Raw genomic sequence first — 18,631 nt, forward strand, 5'->3', positions numbered from 1 at the left:
GGTCAGCCTCCCAGCCGCTCGCTCATCAGGTTCGGTTTGGAGCCGTAGATCTCGACGGTCCCGAACGACAGCAGCGAGGACCCGGCCCTCGCCAGTGCGCGCGGGTGCACGTCGATGGCGTTCGTGCGCTCCGGGCCGTAGGAGAAGGTCGTACGGGTGCCGGACACGCGCGCGTACTTCGACTGGAACGCGCGGTCGCTGCGCATCGCCAGCCACAGCGCGCCGTCCGCGCCGCGCGCCATGGACTCGGTGTAGGTGTCGCCCAGCGGTGGGGAAGTGGTGCGCCAGGCATGCCCGTTGAAGGTCATCAGGTAGGTGCGGGGCGCGCCGTCGGTGTACTGGCTGCCGCCGATCGTGATCCGGCCGGCCGGTTCGAGCAGGATGGTGTGCACGTTGGCGTTCGCCGGCAGGGGCACGTGCGCGTCCCGCCAGGCCGTGCCGTCCCAGCGCAGGACGGTGCTGCCGGTGTCGGTGTCCGCCCAGGCCCAGGCGTCGGTGGCGGTGCGGGCGTTGATCCCCATCACGTACCGGACGCCGTCCGGGACGGACTGGGCGCTCCAGCCGGAACCGTCGTGGTGCAGCACCTTCAGCCCGGTGTCGTCCTCGCCGACCACCCACGCGGCGCCGGGTACGGCGGCGAAGTCCTGGTAGGTCCACAGGGTCTGCGGCAGCGGGAGGGCGTCCCACCCGGTGGCCGACCGGCGCAGGATGTCGCCCGCGCCCATCCGGTTCTGGAAGATCCACACCTCCTCGCCGACGAACTGCACCTTGCGCAGCCAGCCCGGTTCCCCGGCGCCGGGGAAGCCGGTGTCCCGGCTCCAGGCCGTGCCGTCCCAGCGGTACAGCATCGGCCGCAGTCCGTCGGCGGCGTGTTCGTAGCCGGTGGCCCAGGCCTCCGCCGGGCCTCGGGCGGCGAGATCGGCCACCGTCAGCGGCGTGGCGGCCGCCGGGGGCACCGGCAGCGCCGACCAGGTCGGCGTCACGGCCGCGGTCGGGGTCACGGCCGAGGCCGGTGACACCATCGCGGCACACGTGATCACAAGGCAGACGACGAGCGTTCGGAGCCCCTTCACGAGACCTCCCCAGACGCGAAGGCCGCTCAGCTTAAGGGCGTTGGCCTCAACTGTGAACACACGGCACAGGGCCGATCCGCCGTATGTCGTCGGCGTCCGCGGGCCGGTGTCGCCCGCCGTGGTGCCCGGTGCTCACCAGCTGATCCCCGCCGCCACCGGCAGGTGGTCGCTGCCGGTGGCCGGCAACACCCACGCACTCCGCGGCTGCACGCCACGGACCAGGATCTGGTCGATCCGGGCCACCGGGAACGTCGCCGGCCAGGTGAAGCCGAACCCGTCCCCGGCGGTCTCCTGGGCGGAGCGCAGCCGGGAGGTGAGGCCGGTCAACGCGCGGTCGTCCGTGGTGCCGTTCAGGTCGCCGAGCAGCACCACCCGCTCGTTGCGCTCGGCGGCGAGGGCCCTGCCGAGCGCCTGCGCGCCGGCGTCCCGCTGGGCCGTCCAGAAACCGTTCCTGGGCATCAGCCGCACGGACCCGAGGTGCGCCACGTACACCGCGAGCGGTCCCTGGTCCGTGGCCACCGTCGTGCGCAGTGCCCGGGGCGTGGCGGCCCTCTCCTCGGGCGACAGGTTCTCGGCGAGTGGTCCGGCCATGCCCTGCATCGCGACGTCGACCGTGCGGGTGTCCGACAGCGGCAGCTTGCTCCACAGGCCGACGGTGCCCCGGACCTCGTGGTGGGGGTACGTCCTGGCCAGCTCCCTCTCGTACTCTCCCAGCGCCTGCGGGGTGATCTCCTCCAGCGCGAGCAGGTGCGCTCCGGAGGCGGCCAGCTCGCGGGCCGTGGCGACCGGGTCGGGGTTGTCGGCGCCGACGTTGTGGCTGACCACGGTGAGGTCGCCGCCCGTGTGGGACTTGTCGCCGAGCAGCCCGCCGAAGAGGTTCAGCCACACCACGGCCGGCAGCAGCAGCGCGGCCATGGTGGAGGCGGAGCGGCGCCACACGGCCGCGACCAGCAGCACCGGGACGAACAGGCCGAACCACGGCAGGAAGGTCTCCACCAGGCTCCCCAGTCCCCGCGCGTTCGTGACCTGCCCGTGCAGCAGCATGAGCAGGCCGAGGCACAGCGCGAGGACCGCGGGCACGGGGCCGCGTCTCCAGGTCTCCGGCCGGGAGACGCCGCGGAGCGCCCGGCGCGGGGCGGTGCGCCAGGCCCCGGACCTGGGGCGCCGGGAGTCGGGGCCGGGGTTTCCGTGGCCGGGGCCGGTCTGCTCGGTCACCGGCTGCTCGGTCCCGGCCGTGACCGCCCGCTCCGTCATCGTCTGTCCTCGTGCGTCACCGGTCACTGCTGCGTCCTGGGGTCCTGGGGGCCTGGGTGGGATCGGCGTACATCCGCGGGCAGGCAACGTCGACCGCCGCGGGGCGCAGTGGGGTCCGAATCATGCCGCCAGTCAAGGCGGCGCGGTGTTGCGGGCGCGTATGCGGTTTTCGATACGTCGGCGATATGCGGCGACTCGTAGCATCGATGACATGCGTGTATTGATCGTCGAGGACGAACCGTTCATGGCGGAGGCCATCCGCGACGGTCTCCGTCTGGAAGCGATCGCCTCCGACATCGCGGGGGACGGCGACACCGCCCTGGAGCTGCTGGACGTGAACACCTACGACATCGCTGTCCTCGACCGCGACGTCCCCGGCCCGTCCGGTGACGAGATCGCCCGGCACATCGTCGCCTCCGGCAGCGGCATGCCGATCCTCATGCTCACGGCCGCCGACCGTCTCGACGACAAGGCCTCCGGGTTCGCGCTGGGCGCCGACGACTACCTCACCAAGCCCTTCGAGCTCAGAGAACTCGCGCTCAGGCTCAGGGCGCTCAACCGCAGGAGGGCCCACAGCAGGCCTCCGGTGCGCGAGATCGCGGGCCTGCGCCTGGACCCGTTCCGCCGCGAGGTGTACCGCGACGGCCACTACATCGCGCTGACCAGGAAGCAGTTCGCGGTACTGGACGTGCTCGTCGCCGCGGAGGGGGGTGTCGTCAGCGCCGAGGAACTCCTGGAACGCGCATGGGACGAGAACGCCGACCCGTTCACCAACGCGGTCCGGATCACGGTCTCGGCCCTGCGCAAGCGCCTCGGGGAACCCTGGATCATCGCCACCGTGCCCGGCGTCGGCTACCGCATCGACGCGCGGCCCAAGGACGGACAGGACGGCGGCCGCCATGGATAGGGCACCCGGCCTGAGCGTGCGCGTCAGGCTCACCCTCAGCTACGCCGGGTTCCTCATGCTGGCCGGCACCCTGCTGCTCGCGGCGGTCTGGGTGTTCCTCCTGCGGTACGTCCCCGACCGCGCGATGCTCTACAACCCCGACGACCGGCCCACCGGCGGTGTCTTCCCCATCCGGTCCGTCCTGCTGGGCACGTTCGCGCCGAGGGCGGCGGCGGTGCTGGCGTTCCTGCTGGTCTTCGGCCTCGTGGGCGGCTGGATCCTCGCCGGCCGGATGCTCGCCCCGCTCAGCCGCATCACGGACGCCACGCGCAGGGCGACGAAGGGCTCACTCTCCCACCGGGTCCGGCTGCCGGGCCGCAGGGACGAGTTCCGCGAACTCGCCGACGCCTTCGACGCGATGCTCGCCCGACTCGAAGCGCATGTGGCCGAACAGCAGCGGTTCGCGGCCAACGCCTCGCACGAGCTGCGCACTCCCCTGGCGATCTCGCGGACGCTTCTCGACGTGGCCCGCACCGATCCGAGCCGGGTCACCGGCGAACTCGTCGAGCGCCTCCACGCCGTCAACGCCCGCGCGATCGACCTCACCGAGGCGCTGCTGCTGCTCAGCCGCGCCGACCAGCGCTCCTTCACCCGAGAGCCGGTGGATCTGTCCCTCCTGGCGGAAGAGGCCACCGAGACCCTTCTGCCCCTGGCGGAGAAGCGCAGCATCACCGTCGAGACCTGCGCCGACTTCGCTCCCACGAGCGGCTCGCCGGCGCTCCTGCTCCAGCTCACCACGAACCTCGTGCACAACGCGATCGTCCACAACCTGTCCGAGCGGGGCACCGTGCGGGTCAGTACCGCCGTGGGCCCGGACACCGTGCTGCTCACCGTCGAGAACACCGGCGACGTCCTCGCGCCCCGGCTGGCCTCGAAACTCACCGAGCCCTTCCAGCGCGGCACGGAACGCATCCACACCGATCACGACGGCGTCGGCCTCGGCCTCGCCATCGTCCAGTCCATCACCCACGCGCACGACGGAACCCTCGCCCTCACCCCACGGCCCGCGGGCGGGATGAGCGTCACCGTGGAACTCCCCGCGACGGCGGGCGACTCCAAGGTCCTCGACGCTAGCCGCGCTGCTCGTAACGCCGCCATTCGCGCCCGGCGTCCTCCGAGATCCACAGCCCTTCCCCCTTGGCCAGGTCGTACGTCGACGTGACGGTGTCCACGATGCCGTAGAGGGTGGTGCCGTGGGCGGTGAGGGAGGTGAAGGGGGCCGGGGTCTCGAGCCGGCGGAAGGCGGTGTCGGTGGGGTCGGTGGCGAGCCAGTGGGGGCCGCCTTCCTCGCCGACGAGGAGTCGCCCGTCGGCGAGGAGCCCCAGGGCGAGCAGGTCCGAGCCGCTCTTCAGGTTCTTCCACGGAATGCCGACGGCGTGCTGCGTCGTCCAGTGCGCGCCCGCGTCGGTGGACGTCAAAAGGCCTGCTACGCCGTCGTCCGTGGTGAGGGCGAGCGCCACGGTGTCGCCCCGTGCGGTCAGGACGCCGCCCGCGTACGGCTGGGGGACGGCCTGTGAGCCGAGGGTCCGGGCGTCGCGCTGCCACACGACCCGGTCGGGCTCGTCGGTGAGGGACTGGTCCAGGCTCCAGACCGTGCCGCGCTCGTCGACGGCGACGTGGACGGCGTCCTGCGGCACCCCGGCCAGGGGTGCCACGGTGCGGGTGGCGGGACGGTAGACGAGCGTCGGTTCCGTCTCCGTGAGCAGGACGTCGCCCGCCCGGGCCCGCATCGGGGTCTTCGCGACGACGGTCCCGCGCCGCTCACCGTGGACGTCGAGGACGTAGGCTCCCTCGGCGCCCTCCCCCTGGGGCACCCGTACGAATCCCCCCGGTACGCCCTCGAAGCTGACGCGTGTCGCCTCCGCGTCCGCGTGTTCCGCGTGCTCGGCGACCGTTCTGCCGCCGGGGTCGACGATGCGCCAGGCGGTGGCGGCGGGTCCCTCGTCGTCCTCGACGTTGGCGGCCTCGTACGTCAGCAGCAGCGAGCCGTCGTCGGCGCGGGCCACGGAGACGGGGGCGCCGGCCATTTCGATGACGTCGGCGGGACGTGGGTGGGGGTCCTCGATGACGCGCCGGTACTTCGTCTCGCGGTCCTCGGCGCGCGCGTCGTCGGCACTGCCCGTGCCGCAGGCCGTCACCGCCAGTGCCGCGCCCGCGGCGGCCATGCTTCCGACCGTCCGCCACCCGCGTTTCCCCAGCCACACCATGGCCACATCCTGGCATGTCACGGCGTTGGCACCGGACGGGGACACAAGGGGCGGGGGGCCTGCAACGGCCTGTCGGCCGGCGCGGCGTACTGGACGCCTCGCCGACCGACAGAAGATCGCACCGACCTCAGGAGCTGAGGGGGCTGGTTCAGGCGGGGGTGATGTTCTCCGCCTGCGGGCCCTTCTGGCCCTGGGTGATGTCGAAGGTGACCGCCTGGCCTTCCTGGAGCTCACGGAAGCCGGAGGCGTTGATGTTGGAGTAGTGGGCGAAGACGTCCGGTCCGCCGCCGTCCTGGGCGATGAAGCCGAAGCCCTTTTCGGCGTTGAACCACTTGACGGTTCCGCTGGCCATGCTGGTACCTCTCAGTCGACGTCAGGCGCCGCACCGCGCGGCCCTGGAGGTGATCGCCCTGGTCCGGCACTGCACAGCAAAGCGCCCGCGCCAAGGCGCGGGCAGGTACTGCGAACCACGACAGCTGACAGTGACGCTACACGGTGAAACGGTCCCTCACCAGAGAGCAACAGCGATGATCCATGGCGAAGTCCGAGAAGATTCGACCGGCCAAGTCCGCCCGGCCCAGGGCGAAAAGGGCCCCAACCGTCAGGCAGCGGGGCATCCAGGGCTCGGTCACGTCGGGTGATCGCGCCGCCCGGAGCGGCAGGGCTCCGGGCGCCGCTGATAAAATGAGGGCACGCTTCGACCTCGCCGGGGCCCGTGCCGAGAGGTACGGGCCCCGGGCCGTTCCCGGGGCGCCCGACCCAGAAAGGTGCCCATGAACGCGAAGCCGTCGGCCTCCGGACTCCCCCACGCGGGTGAACCGCATCGCGCGCAAGGAGCACCGGGCGAGCCCTCGACGCCGCAGCCGGTGACCCCTGGTCTGCCTCCGGCCGCCTCCTTCGCCGACCTGGGGCTGCCGTCGGAACTGACACGGACGATGACCGGCCTCGGGGTGACGGAGCCCTTCCCGATCCAGGCCGCCACCCTGCCCAACGCGCTGGCCGGTCGCGATGTGCTCGGCCGGGCGCGGACCGGGTCCGGCAAGACGCTCGCCTTCGGACTGGCCCTCCTCACCCGTACGGCGGGCTCACGCGCGGCGGCGAAGCGACCGCTCGCGCTGGTCCTGGTGCCGACCAGGGAGCTCGCGCAGCAGGTGAGCGACGCTCTGGCACCGTACGCGCGAACGTTGGACGTGCGGCTGGCGACGGTGGTCGGCGGGCTGTCCATCAACCGTCAGCAGGCGCTGCTGCGGGCCGGGGTCGACGTGCTCATCGCGACGCCGGGGCGCCTGACCGACCTGGTCTCGCGCCGGGACTGCCACTTGGACCAGGTGCGGATCACGGTGCTGGACGAGGCCGACCAGATGTGTGACCTGGGCTTCCTGCCGCAGGTGACGGAGATCATGGAGCAGGTGCGCTCCGACGGGCAGCGCCTGCTGTTCTCGGCCACTCTCGACCGCAACGTCGATCAGCTGGTCCGCGACCACCTGCACGACCCGGTGCTCACCTCGGTCGACCCGGCGGCGGGCTCGGTCGCCACGATGGAACACCACGTGCTGAACATCCACCCGGCCGACAAGTACGCGACCGCGACCGAGATCGCCGCACGCGACGGCCGGGTCCTGATGTTCCTGGACACCAAGGCCGGCGTGGATCAGTTCACCCGTCACCTGCGGGCCAGCGGCGTACGGGCCGGCGCCCTGCACAGCGGGAAGTCGCAGCCCCAACGCACGCACACCCTCGGCCAGTTCAAGGACGGCGAGATCACCGTGCTGGTCGCCACCAACGTCGCCGCGCGGGGCATCCACATCGACACCCTCGACCTCGTCGTCAACGTCGATCCGCCGGCCGACGCCAAGGACTACCTGCACCGCGGCGGGCGTACCGCGCGCGCCGGGGAGTCCGGGACCGTGGTCACGCTGGTCACGCCCAACCAGCGACGCGACGTCAACCGGATGATGTCCGACGCCGGGATCCGGCCGACGGTCACCCAGGTCCGTTCCGGCGAGGCGAAGCTGACCGCCATCACCGGGGCGAAGCGTCCGCCGACCGTGACGAAGACCAAGACCGGCAACGCCCCCTTCCGCGGCCTCGGTTCCCAGGCGGGCCGGCCCGCGAAGGAGTCCCGCAAGGCCGCCGAGGCGCGTAAGGCGGCGGAAGCCCGCGCGGCGGCCCGGGTACGCAAGAGCCGCTGACGCGGGCACGGTCCCGCGAGGGGTTCACCTCTCCCCCGCAGAGCCGGTGTTCGACGGGCCTCGACTGTCGGGCACCTGTCAAGGACGACTGGAAACGCTCCACAGGCCGCCTTCTCGGACCCGCGGATATCAGCGAAGCTTTCCCTTCTCATGCCCGCTTCTTCACGTGCCGGCCTTCGTGCGGGAGTGGGATGGCGGGCGCGGCGCCCGGGTGCCGCACGGTCCTAGGACGGGAGAGCCATGTCTGTGATTGCCGGGAACGGCGGCGGTGCGGGCGGCACGCAGCCGGGCCACCAGAGCAGCGGTCGGCCCATCAGGTCGACGCTCGAACACGCACGACACCGTGGACACCGCAGGACCGCACGGGGCTTCGCGGTGGGAACCGCGCTGACCCTCATCGCGTTCGCCCCCTCCGCCGCCGCGAGTGCGCGGGACAGCGCCGCGGACGGCGACCGGATCTCGTGGACCACGCAGTACGTGGCTCCCGGGGTCGAAGTGCGCACCGGAGTGCTGGACATCCCGGAGGCCGCAGGTGTCTGGACGGTCACGGTGCAGGCGCCAGCGGTCAACCGCCTGACGGGGGCGCCCACTTGGGCCCTGCTCGGCGACCGCTCCTGGGCCGACGCCACCGCCGAGAAGCTGCGGGCGGCCGGGTTCGAGCCCCGGTTGGAGCGGGTGACCTGGGACGCCTACGCGGACACCCCGCGCGGCACGATGGGCTGGCAGGTCAGGGTCGGGCGGTACGGCACCCAGGGCGAGGCCCGGTCTCTCAACTCGGCAGTGTCGGGGGCGGGTTTCCGGACGTCCGTGGAGTGGACGGGGTACGACGGAAGACAGCCGGCCGACGCACAGCGCATCCATGTGGCCGTGGTCGATCCCAGACGGCTGCGGGGGACGGTCGAGGCCAGCGACGGCGGCAACACCGCCGACCGCGAGAAGACCTCCACCGTGGCCCGGCGCCTGGGCTCCCTGGTCGGTGTCAACGGCGGGTTCTTCGTGACATCCGACGCGGACGGCGTCCAGGGCACGACGGCCGGACTGTCGGTGGTGGACGGCGAGTTGCAGTCCATGGCGGTCGGTTCCCGGGCCGCGCTGGTCCTCCAGGACGGGGGGCGGCGTGCCCGGGTGGCGGACCTGTCCAGCAGCGTCACCGTGCGCGCCGGGTCCGCCGTCCACGCGGTGGAGGGCGTCAACCGGGTGCCGGGCAAGGTGCGCAACTGCGGTCGCCCCGGGGCCGTGCCCACCGAGCTGCCCCGTCAGGACCTCACGTGTTCGCTCGCGGACGACCTGGTCGAGTTCACCACCGAGTTCGGGGCACCGCTGCCCTCGGGCGCGGGCACCCAGGTCGTACTGGACGAGGACGGTGTCGTGGTCTCCCGCGGCGACCGGGGCGGGACGGTGCCTGCGGTGGGAGCCGTGCTTCAGGGCACCGGTGAGGCGGCCACCTGGCTCGCCGAGCACGCCGACGTGGGCCGCCGGCTGCACCTGCGTGAGAGGGTGCGGGACGCGTCCGGACGGCGGATCGCGCTCGGGCCCGACGACAGCGTGGTCAGCGCGGCGCCCACCCTGGTCGAGAACGGGCGTGTGCACATCGACGCCGCCACCGAGGGCACGCTCGACCCGCTGGACCTCTCCTTCGGCTTCGCGTGGTCCAACGTCCGCCAGCCCCGCACGATGGCCGGCGTCGACCGGCACGGCAGGCTGCTGCTCGCGACCGTCGACGGCCGGCAGCCGGGCGTCAGCGAGGGCTTCACGCTCGCCGAGGCCGCGCGGTTCATGCGGACCTTGGGCGCCGTCCAGGCCCTCAACCTCGACGGAGGCGGCTCGACGGCGATGGCCGTCAATGGGGTCCTGGTCAACACGCCGTCCGATGCGACCGGGGAGCGGGCGGTCGGCGACACCGTCCAGATCCTGCGGGACCCCGACCAGGGCTGACGCACCCGGAGGGCGAGTCAGTTCTCCGCGATGGTGAGGAGCTTGCCCATCGCGGCCAGCACGGAGGGCTCGACCCGGTAGTACACCCAGGTGCCACGCCGCTCGGAGGTGAGCAGTCCGGCGTCCTTGAGCTTCTTCAGGTGGTGGGAGACGGTCGGCTGGGAGACGCCGACGTCGGAGATGTCGCACACGCACGCCTCGCCGCCCTCATGAGAGGCGACGGCGGAGAAGAGCCGCAGCCGTACGGGATCGCCCAGCGCCTTGAACATCCGGGCGGCCGTCTCGGCCTCCTCCGCCGTGAAGGGGCGCTCGGTGAGCGGGGGGCAGCACGGCGCGACGGCGTCGGCGGCGGGTTCCAGGACGGGGAGCAGGTTCGTGTTCGACATGTGTCTATGTTGACATATGTCGAAGCAGCGGGCCAGGCGGTACCGACGGGGGTGGGCCTGGCAGGGGTGGGTTCATCGGCGTGGGCGGGTTCATCGGCGCGGGTGGGCTCATTGGCAGTGGTGCGCTCAATGATTCGATGAACGTCTATGTTGACACCCGTCGAAGCAGGTGCCATTCTGGCCGGAACGAGCCATCGACAAACATCGAAACAAAGGGGAGCCTCGTGAACGCGCTCACCACCGGCCCACTGCCCGTAGTGGTCATCGGAGCCGGCCCCATCGGTCTGGCCGCCGCCGCCCACCTCGTCGAGCGAGGCATCGAGCCGCTGGTCCTGGAGGCCGGGCCGTCCGCGGGCACCGCCGTGCGGGACTGGGCCCATGTGCGCCTGTTCTCCCCCTGGGCCGAGGTCGTCGACCCCGCCGCGGAGAAGCTCCTGGCCCCCACCGGCTGGGTACGCCCCGAAGCCGCCCGCTACCCGACCGGCGGCGACTGGGCCGAGCGCTATCTCCAGCCACTCGCCGACGCCCTCGGGGACAAGGTCCGCTACGGCGCCCGGGTGACCGGTGTCGCTCGCGCGGGCCGGGACCGCGTCGTCGACTCCGGCCGGGACGAGCAACCCTTCACCGTGCACCTCCAGTTCGCCGACGGCCATGAAGAACTCGTCAGCGCCCGCGCCGTCATCGACGCCTCCGGCACCTGGTCCACGCCCGGCCCGGTGGGCGCGAACGGCCTGCCCGCCCTCGGCGAGAAGTCGGCCGCCGATCACGTCAGTTACCGCGTCCCGGATCTCAAGGACCCGTCGGTCCGCGCTCGGTACGCGGGCCGGCGTACCGCGGTCGTCGGTTCAGGGGCCTCCGCCTTCACCGCCCTCGCCGCCCTCGCCGACCTGGCCGAGGAGGCAGCGGACGGGACACACGCGCTGTGGATCCTGCGCCGGGGACTCACCGGTGCGACCTTCGGCGGCGGCGAGGCCGACCAGCTCCCCGCCCGCGGCGCCCTCGGCCTGCGCGCCAAGGCGGCCGTCGAGGACGGTCACGCGAGCGCGGTCACCGGATTCCGCACGCAGGCCGTGGAGCGCGACGGCGACCGGCTCGTCCTCGTCGCGGACGACGGCCGCCGTTCGGACCCGGTCGACGAGATCATCGCCCTGACCGGCTTCCGCCCCGATCTGTCCTTCCTCTCCGAACTCCGCCTCGCCCTCGACGAACGCCTCCAGGCACCGACCTCCCTCGCCCCGCTGATCGACCCCAACGTCCACTCCTGCGGCACGGTCTACCCGCACGGCGTGAACGAGCTCTCCCACCCCGAACAGGGCGTCTACCTCGTCGGCATGAAGTCCTACGGCCGCGCCCCCACCTTCCTCGCCCTCACCGGATACGAGCAGGTCCGCTCCGTCACCGCCGCGATCGCGGGCGACCAGGAGGCCGCCGAGCGCGTCGAACTCACCCTCCCCGAGACCGGCGTCTGCGGCGGCGCGGGCCTCTTCGACGCACCCGAGCAGTCCGCCGGGTGCTGCTGAACGCGCCCGCCCAGCGGGGGGTTCACCTTCGAGAGCCCTGCGCGTCGGCTTCCCGCAGGCCGCACAAGTGTCCAGGCGGCTTTCATGAGTTGGCCCCCACCCCGCGGGGCAGTCTTCGCGACGGTGGGGGCATCAAGTGCGAGGAGTGGGGGTCAGGGGGTGACGGTTCTTCCTCGGTGTGTTGGTCGCCGTGGGCCGGGACGTGGTCGCCAACCGGGCCCGTGTGGCGGGGGGTTGTCAGCCGCGGCTTCGGTGGGCGGTCAGCTGGGCGGTCAGGAGGTGGGAGTCGAGGAGGGCGACGTCGGCCGTGCGGGCGGCCTTCGCGTAACCGGTGAGCATGCGTTTGGTCAGCAGGAGTGCCTCGGGGGAACGGCGGGTGAGGGGTCTGGTCCAGGCGGCGATCGTGCCGTCCAGCTGGTCGAGGGGGACGACCTTGTGCAGGAGGCCCAGGCGGTGCGCGGTGGTGGCGTCGAAGACCTCGCACGTGAGCATCAGTTCGCGGATCCTCGCGGCGCCGGCCTCCGCGATCAGGCGGCCCATGGCTCCGCCCCAGGCGGGGGCGAGACCCACGCCGACCTCCGGCATGCGGAAGCGGCAGGTGTCCGAACCGGCACGGAGGTCGCAGTAGGCGGCGAGCGCCAGGCCGGCGCCGATGACCTTGCCGTGCAGTCGGGCGATGGTGACGACGTGCGTGTCCTCCAGGGCCTGGCACAGACGGTGGGCCTTGTCCGCGACGCGGCGCATCGTGGCACCGGTCGGGTCCGCGGCCAGGGCCTCCTGGTACTCCAGGCGGTCGGCGCCCAGGCAGAAGTCCTCACCCGGGGAGGAGAGCACCATGACACGGACGTCGGGCCGGTCGTGGAGGCCGTCGAGGAGGGCGATGAGTCCGTCCAGGACGGCCACGCTCAGTATGTCGTCGGGCAGTTCGACATGGAGAACCGGTCCGCTCTGGGCGATGTCGAGCGGCTTGTGCGAGGGGACTGCGGGGGCGGTCGGGTTCATGCGGGGGCGACATCCAGGTTCAGCAGGCGCCGGAACGCCACCCGGGGCGCCCACGAGGGGCGGCGGACCAGGGTGAGGCGCGGCAGGCGGGTGATCGTCTGACGGAGCAGGGTCTGGGCCTCCAGCCGGGCCAGGGGCGCCCCGAGGCAGTAGTGGATGCCTCCGCTGAAGGACAGGTGGGTGGGTCTGCGGCGGGGATCGAACCGGTCAGGGTCGGCGAACCGGGCGGGGTCCCGGTGGGCGGCGCCGATCATGAGGTGGACCATCTCGTCCGCGCGCACCTCGACGTCCTCCAGGAGGCAGTCCTCGGCCGCGATCCGGCTGATCACATGGGTGGGCGGGTCGTAGCGCAGCGCCTCCTCCACGAACGCGGGCACCAGGTCGAGGTGTTCGGCGAGCAGACTCCAGCGGTCAGGGTCCTCGACCAGCAGGAGGGTCATCGTCGACAGCAGGGTGGAGGTCGTCTCCAGGGCGGCGAGCAGGACGAACAGGGCGAGGAAGTAGACCGCCTCGTCGGCCTTGTCCCGGTCCGGCTCCAGGGCGTCCCAGGTGCTGATCCATCTGGACACCGGGTCCTCGCCGGGACGCGCACGTCGTTCGCGTACCAAGTCCAGGAAGTAGGCGCGCAGTTCGGCCATGGCGGCGTCGGAGCGGGCCAACTGGCTGGCGGAGGGGAGCAGTTCCTGGGTGAACACCTGGTCGTGGGTCAGTTCGCGCAGGCGCGGCCAGTCCGCGCTCGGCAGTCCGAGCCAGTCGCCGATGGTGGCCACGGGAAGTTCCTCGCCCACCAGGGCGGCGAAGTCGGCCTCCCCGGCGTGGAGATGCTCCTCCACGGTGTCCAGGAGCCGGTCGACCACCTGGCTCGCCCGCAGGCCGATCCGTTCGATGGTGCTGCGGTCGAAGTTGCCGGCCGACCGGCGCACCCGGGTGTGCTCCGGAGGGTTGAGCGCCGGCAGGGTGCGGCTGATCTCACGCGCGGAGGGGGCGCTCCACCGTGTGCGCGCCCCCTGCCGTTCTCGCCATCGCGTGTCTGGTTCGAGCCAGGCGCTGCTGCGCAGTATCTGGTCGCACGAGGCGTATCCGGTGACGAGGAAGCCACCCCAGGGGGCGGGGCTGACGGAGCCCCGCTCCCGGAGTTGTGCGTAGACGGGGAAGGGATCGGACTGCCCGTCAGCGGTGCGCAGACGGGAGAACAGGGAGACGGTGGCGCGACGGTTGAACGACCGAGCCGTGGTAGTGCCCACGATGGCGGCCCCTTTCTGGAATCAGCCGCCATACGTACCCGTCAGGTGTTTGAACCATCCAATAACACTGCGTTCTCACAGCGTTACCTGCGTCACTCCCCACTCACCCACGCCCGGAATCGACTGAACAGCCCGCCTTTGCGGTGCGAGGAGTCCTGCGCCGGCCGAGCGGTCGAGGCCGTGTGCGGGGTCACGGCGGACGGCAGCGCCGTGTCGGCGGCACGCGGCGCGGCCGGCCGGGAGGCGGCGGCGGACGGCACGGTACGCGGGCTGAACCGGATCGGGACGGTCACCAGGGACCGGCTCCACGGCGCGGGCACCCAGGCGAGTTCCTTGAAGGGGACGCGCAGTTCGACGTCGGGCAGCCGGTTGAGCAGGGACTCCACGGCCGTGGACGCGATCATGAACGCCGGGTCCTTGGCCGGGCACGCGTGCGGGCCGGCGCCGAAGGCCAGGTGGGCCTTGGAGCTGAGCTGCTCGCGGTGCTCGGTCAGCTTGGGGTCGGTGTTGGCCGCCGCGAAGGAGATCAGGACCGGGTCGCCCGCGCGCACCGTCCTGCCGCCCAACTCGACGTCCTGCGTGGGGTAGTGGGCCGCGTAGTTGGCGATCGGGGCGTAGTTCCACAGGGTCTGCACGATCGCGTCCTCGATCGGCAGCCCGCTCGGCCACTCCTCGCTGAGATACAGCGCGCTGCCGGTGCCGATCGCGGCGCCGAGCGGCGCGGTGCCGCCGGAGAGCAGGGTCACCAGCTGGTGCAGCACCTCCTCGTCGGTCAGCCGGGCGGAGTGCACCATCAGACGGGTGGTGAGGTCCTCACCGGGCTGGCGGCGCTTGAGGGCGATCAGCTCGGCGAGCGCGCCGCCGAGGATCTCGTCGGCGCCGGCGGTGCCCTGGAAGATGCCGCTGATCCCGGCGATGACCCGGTCGCCGATCTCGGGCGGGCAGCCGAACAGGTCGCCGAAGACGAGCAGCGGCAGCGGCTGGGCGTAGGCGGCCATCAACTCGGCCTGGCCGAGGGGTTCGGAGCTGAAGCGGCTGATCAGGTAGTCCGCCGACTGCTGCGTCAGGCGCACGAGGCGGACCTGGTCGACGGTGGCGAGACTGTCCGTGACCGCCTGCCGCAGCCGCGCGTGCGCCGCGCCGTCACTGAACAGCGCGTTGGGACGGTAGCCCATCATCGGCAGGGCCGGGCTGTCCGCCGGTACCCGACCCTCGTTCAGCGCGTTCCAGCGGCGCGAGTCCCGCACGAACAGGGCGGGGTTCTGCAGGATGTACAGGCTCGCGTCGTAACTGGTCACCAGCTCGACCTCGACGTCCGGCGCGATGTCGACCGGGGCGCTGGGCCCCAGCGAGCGCAGATGGGCGTAGTGACCCTCGGGGTCGGAGCCGAACGCGGGTCCGTACAGCGGGACGTTGCCGTGAGCGGGGCAGCCGGCCGGGATGCCGGTGGGGTCGGATTGCTGATGCATGCCGTGGCTCCTAGCCAAGTATGGACATGAGGTGCTTCACGAGGGTGATGAGTGCCTGGGCCGAGGAGTCCTGGTCACGGACGTCGCAGTGGACGATCGGGGTCTCCGCGGTGAGGTTGAGCGCCTCACGCACCTCGTCGAGGGGGTAGTCGGGGGTGCCGTCGAAACGGTTGACGCCGATGGCGTAGGTCAGGCCGAACTGCTCGACCAGGTCCAGGATGGGGAAGCTCTCGTGCAGCCGTTCGGGGTCGACCAGCACCAACGCGCCCAGGGCGCCCCGGGACAGGCCCTCCCACATCTCCTTGAAGCGTTCCTGTCCCGGCGTGCCGAAGAGGTAGAGGACCAGGGTGTCACTGAGGGTCAGGCGCCCGAAGTCCATCGCGACGGTGGTGGTCGTCTTGTTCGGGGTGCCCGAGAGGTCGTCGAAGCCCTCGCTGGCCTCGGTGATCTCTTCCTCGGTCTGGAGCGGTTCGATCTCGGAGATACTGCCGATGCAGGTCGTCTTCCCCACTCCGAAGTGGCCCACGACGAGGATCTTCACGGAGCGGGAGACGGCTGGATCCAGATACACGCTTTACGCTCCGAATCGGGAATTCAGGCCGTCGAGCACGGCGATGAGCAGTTCGCGGTCGACACGTTCGGCCCGCGGCGCCGGATTCCTCACGACGATGAGGCCGTCCTCCGCCATCTGCGCCAGCAGGATGCGCACGATGCCCAGGGGCAGCCGGGTGTAGCCGGAGACCTCGGCCACGGACAGGAAGCCGTCGGCGATCAGGTCCATGACCGCGCGGGCTTCCGGGGACAGGGTGCGCGCCGCGGCCGAGGCGCCCTCCTGGGCGGTCACGAGCGTGGTGTGCTCGTACTCGTTCTCCGCAGGCAGCGAACGCCCCTTGGCGATGACGAAAAGGGGCACTAAGGCCGACGTCAGCTCCAGCTCACCGTCCGACTCCTCATGCATCGCCGAGCCTCCCTCCCTGCGGCACCTGCCGCGCGACGAGCTTGGGCACCACATCGCTCAGGCGCGTGGTGAACTCCTCGATGTCGCAGTCGTGTTCGGCGGAGGCCGCCAGGAAGGCACCCTCACCGGCCGCGATCAGAAAGATCCATCCGTGCTGGAACTCGATGGCCGTCTGCCGCCACTCGTCGTCCCGCGTCCCGCCCGCGAACGGCGCCGTCGCACGGCTGTAGGCGTGGATGCCGGTCATGGCCGCGGAGATGGTGTCCGCCATGTCCCTGCCGATGCCCGCGCTCGCCCCCCGCGGCAGCCCCTCGGCCCCCAGCAGCAGGGCGTGCCGGGCGCCGCGCACCGAGCGGATCGCCTCGTCCAGTTCGGGCAGGGCGAACCCGGAACCGCCTTCCCCGTCCCGCAGCGCCGCGGCGTCGTCCCCGGAGCGGGTGCCGTCACCGGCGTTGACCCGCGGCGGCGCCGTGAGGTTGTTGCCGAGCCGGGCGACCAGCCGGTGCATACGGAAGGAGATCTGCTGCATGTCGACGTCGGGCTCCGCGGCGGCCGCCAGGTAGGCGCCCTGCCCCGCCCCGATCAGGAACACCCAGCCGTGCGCGAACTCGATGATCGTCTGGTTCCACTGCCGGTCCTGAGCGGTGCCGGCGAAGTGGGCGGTGGCCCGGCTGAGCGACTGCATCCCGGCCATGGCGGCCGAGATGGTCCGCACGTCCGAGTCGGTCAACCCGTCGGTGGACCCGCGCGGGATGCCGTCCGCGGACAGCACCACGGCGTGCCGCGCCCGGGGAACGTTGTCAACGATGTCCTGGACCATCCACGACATGTCTGTGGTCGTCATGCGTCATCGGACCCTTCGGGCGTCGAGGCATCGAGGTCACGGCCGGTCAACGTGCCGCGCTGGAAGGCCCCGAGCCCGCCACCGCGCGCTCTCCTGGGCGCCGGCTCCCCGTCGGCGCCGGGGCCGGCGGAGGGAACGCTGGCGATGGGCGACTTGCGGGCGCCGCGCTTCGGCAGACCGTGCACCGTACGCGCCTCGCCCTGCTCGCGGCCCTCGACCGGCCGGATGCTGCTCACCGGCGCCTCGGTGGCCGGCGGTGGGGTCTCCTCCATGGTCCACAGCTCCTCGGGCAGCAGGACGACGGCCCGGACGCCGCCGTACCGGGAAACGCCGGTGACGTCCACCTTGAAGCCGTACTGACGGGCGATCAGACCGATGACGGGGAAGCCGAACTTCGGCTGGGCACCCAACTGGGACAGCCGGGGCACGGCGTCGCCGGACAGCAGCTCGGTCGCCTTCTGCCGGTCCTCGTCGCTCATGCTGACGCCGGCGTCGTCGATGACGATGCACAGGTTCTTCTGCACCCGCTGGAACGTCACCTCGATCGGCGCCTCCGCCTGCGAGAAGCTCGCCGCGTTGTCGAGGAGTTCGGCCACGGCGAGCGCGACCGGCGCGACGGCGGACGCCTTCAGGGCGATACCGCTCGGCTGCATGATCTCGACGCGGTGGAAGTTGCGGATCTGGCTCTGGGCGCTGCGGACGACGTCGTAGACGCTGGCCGGCTGGTTGCGGCGGCCGAGCGGCGCGCCGCACATGACCGCGATGCCCTGGGCCTTGCGCGCCATCTGCGCGTTGGCGTGGTTGACGTCCATCAGGTCGGTCAGGACGCTGTGCCCGCCGTACTTGCGCTGGACCTCGTCCAGCAGCGCCGTCTGCTCGGCCGCGAGGCTCTGCAGGAAGCGGGCGGCACCCTTGAGCACCGACTTGGTGCTCTCCTCCGCGGCCTGCTCCGCCTCCCGGATGACGGCGTCCTGGTCAGCGCGGATCTTCTCCAATTCGCTCCGGACGCGGCTGAGTTCGGCGTCGGCGTAACTCAGCCGCTGCCCCAGCGCGGCCTCGGCCTCCCTCTTCCGGACCCCCAGGGCCCTGTTGCGGAGTACGAGTGCCACGACTGCGGCTATGGCTATCGCCGCTATCGCAACCAGGCACCAAAGAAGCACGTCTTGAGTCATGGAAACCTTTCTCGGCGCATGGCATGCAGGCGTCGACGGGTACGCCTCACGAGGATCCGCAGCCCGTCACGCAGGGGCTGTTCGGTGCCAAGAGCGGACCGCTTCCGGACCGCCGCCAGAGCGAAGTGGATCAAGGCCGCAGACGCGCGGAATGCTACCACCGTCAACCCAACCGGAAGTGATCCCCCCTCACCTGTCGCCGCCTCCAACATGTCAGCGCGACAAGGCCTGTTGACGGGGCCACAGATCACGGAACGCACCGCTTGCGGGCTTCCGGGGACGCCGTGGCCACGGGACCGGCGGGAGGCCGGACGCGCGGGCCCGACGAGACGAAGCGGAATGAGCGGAACATCTGCGACAGCCGCCCGGCGGACACATGTGACTCACACCACACAGCAGGAGTGCATAGCCAGGGGTGAGTCGGCGTCT

Annotated in this window: 17 protein-coding genes; 5 read left to right on the forward strand and 12 right to left on the reverse strand. The window is 71.7% G+C overall.

The features are described from left to right. Positions 1-2 precede the first annotated feature (2 nt). Both ACH41F_RS06520 and ACH41F_RS06525 read right to left on the reverse strand, forming a co-directional pair. Positions 3-1,073 (reverse strand): hypothetical protein, encoded by a 1,071-nt coding sequence (locus tag ACH41F_RS06520; protein ID WP_398833464.1) that lies wholly within the window; start codon positions 1,071-1,073, stop codon positions 3-5. A 132-nt stretch (positions 1,074-1,205) separates the two neighbouring features. Further along, entirely contained in the window at positions 1,206-2,327 is a 1,122-nt protein-coding gene (locus tag ACH41F_RS06525) for an endonuclease/exonuclease/phosphatase family protein (protein ID WP_398833466.1), read from the reverse strand. Between the two features lie 211 nt (positions 2,328-2,538). Between ACH41F_RS06525 and ACH41F_RS06530 the strand changes: the two genes are divergently transcribed. Further along, the gene (locus ACH41F_RS06530; protein WP_398833468.1) at positions 2,539-3,234 is read left to right on the forward strand and encodes a response regulator transcription factor; all 696 of its coding nucleotides are present in this window, start codon (positions 2,539-2,541) and stop codon (positions 3,232-3,234) included. Beyond that, complete coding sequence (locus ACH41F_RS06535; protein WP_398833470.1) at positions 3,227-4,435, forward strand: sensor histidine kinase; 1,209 nt, start codon at positions 3,227-3,229, stop codon at positions 4,433-4,435. Before ACH41F_RS06530 ends, ACH41F_RS06535 begins: the two co-directional genes overlap by 8 nt. Here ACH41F_RS06535 and ACH41F_RS06540 read toward each other — a convergent pair. After that, a complete protein-coding gene (locus ACH41F_RS06540) occupies positions 4,344-5,438 on the reverse strand; it encodes a hypothetical protein (protein WP_398833472.1) in 1,095 nt (364 codons plus the stop codon). The two genes, ACH41F_RS06535 and ACH41F_RS06540, sit on opposite strands and share 92 nt — an antisense overlap. A gap of 190 nt (positions 5,439-5,628) precedes the next feature. Continuing rightward, the gene (locus ACH41F_RS06545) at positions 5,629-5,832 is read right to left on the reverse strand and encodes a cold-shock protein (protein WP_037751662.1); all 204 of its coding nucleotides are present in this window, start codon (positions 5,830-5,832) and stop codon (positions 5,629-5,631) included. A gap of 421 nt (positions 5,833-6,253) precedes the next feature. Here ACH41F_RS06545 and ACH41F_RS06550 point away from each other — a divergent pair, with 421 nt between their 5' ends. Next, positions 6,254-7,672, forward strand: coding sequence for a DEAD/DEAH box helicase (locus ACH41F_RS06550; RefSeq protein ID WP_398833474.1), 1,419 nt, complete (start codon positions 6,254-6,256; stop codon positions 7,670-7,672). Between the two features lie 375 nt (positions 7,673-8,047). Continuing rightward, positions 8,048-9,607, forward strand: a complete 1,560-nt coding sequence (locus ACH41F_RS06555) for a phosphodiester glycosidase family protein (RefSeq protein ID WP_398833476.1) — start codon at positions 8,048-8,050, stop codon at positions 9,605-9,607. 17 nt (positions 9,608-9,624) lie between these two features. Here the strand turns inward: ACH41F_RS06555 and ACH41F_RS06560 are convergent, their stop codons facing one another. Continuing rightward, complete coding sequence (locus ACH41F_RS06560) at positions 9,625-9,993, reverse strand: ArsR/SmtB family transcription factor (RefSeq protein ID WP_398833478.1); 369 nt, start codon at positions 9,991-9,993, stop codon at positions 9,625-9,627. 224 nt (positions 9,994-10,217) lie between these two features. On the opposite strand from ACH41F_RS06560, the gene ACH41F_RS06565 reads away from it, so the two are divergent. After that, positions 10,218-11,513, forward strand: a complete 1,296-nt coding sequence (locus tag ACH41F_RS06565; protein ID WP_398833480.1) for an FAD-dependent oxidoreductase — start codon at positions 10,218-10,220, stop codon at positions 11,511-11,513. Positions 11,514-11,750: 237 nt separating this feature from the next. Here the strand turns inward: ACH41F_RS06565 and ACH41F_RS06570 are convergent, their stop codons facing one another. From ACH41F_RS06570 to ACH41F_RS06600, 7 genes are all read right to left on the reverse strand, one after another. Continuing rightward, entirely contained in the window at positions 11,751-12,515 is a 765-nt protein-coding gene (locus ACH41F_RS06570) for an enoyl-CoA hydratase-related protein (protein WP_391232043.1), read from the reverse strand. Continuing rightward, positions 12,512-13,759, reverse strand: a complete 1,248-nt coding sequence (locus tag ACH41F_RS06575; RefSeq protein WP_398833482.1) for a cytochrome P450 — start codon at positions 13,757-13,759, stop codon at positions 12,512-12,514. Before ACH41F_RS06575 ends, ACH41F_RS06570 begins: the two co-directional genes overlap by 4 nt. Positions 13,760-13,851: 92 nt before the next feature. Then, positions 13,852-15,228 (reverse strand): cytochrome P450, encoded by a 1,377-nt coding sequence (locus ACH41F_RS06580; protein WP_391232041.1) that lies wholly within the window; start codon positions 15,226-15,228, stop codon positions 13,852-13,854. A 10-nt stretch (positions 15,229-15,238) separates the two neighbouring features. After that, entirely contained in the window at positions 15,239-15,799 is a 561-nt protein-coding gene (locus tag ACH41F_RS06585; RefSeq protein WP_391232040.1) for an ATP/GTP-binding protein, read from the reverse strand. Between the two features lie 3 nt (positions 15,800-15,802). Beyond that, entirely contained in the window at positions 15,803-16,186 is a 384-nt protein-coding gene (locus tag ACH41F_RS06590; RefSeq protein ID WP_391232038.1) for a DUF742 domain-containing protein, read from the reverse strand. Next, positions 16,179-17,006, reverse strand: a complete 828-nt coding sequence (locus ACH41F_RS06595; protein WP_398833664.1) for a roadblock/LC7 domain-containing protein — start codon at positions 17,004-17,006, stop codon at positions 16,179-16,181. The genes ACH41F_RS06590 and ACH41F_RS06595 overlap by 8 nt, the downstream gene beginning before the upstream one ends. Before the next feature lie 20 nt (positions 17,007-17,026). Continuing rightward, on the reverse strand, positions 17,027-18,139 hold the full coding sequence (locus ACH41F_RS06600) for an ATP-binding protein (protein WP_391232036.1): 1,113 nt from the start codon (positions 18,137-18,139) through the stop codon (positions 17,027-17,029). Positions 18,140-18,631: the final 492 nt, after the last annotated feature.

This window comes from Streptomyces sp. NPDC020489 (assembly GCF_044386545.1).
In the GTDB taxonomy this organism is placed as follows: Bacteria; Actinomycetota; Actinomycetes; order Streptomycetales; family Streptomycetaceae; genus Streptomyces.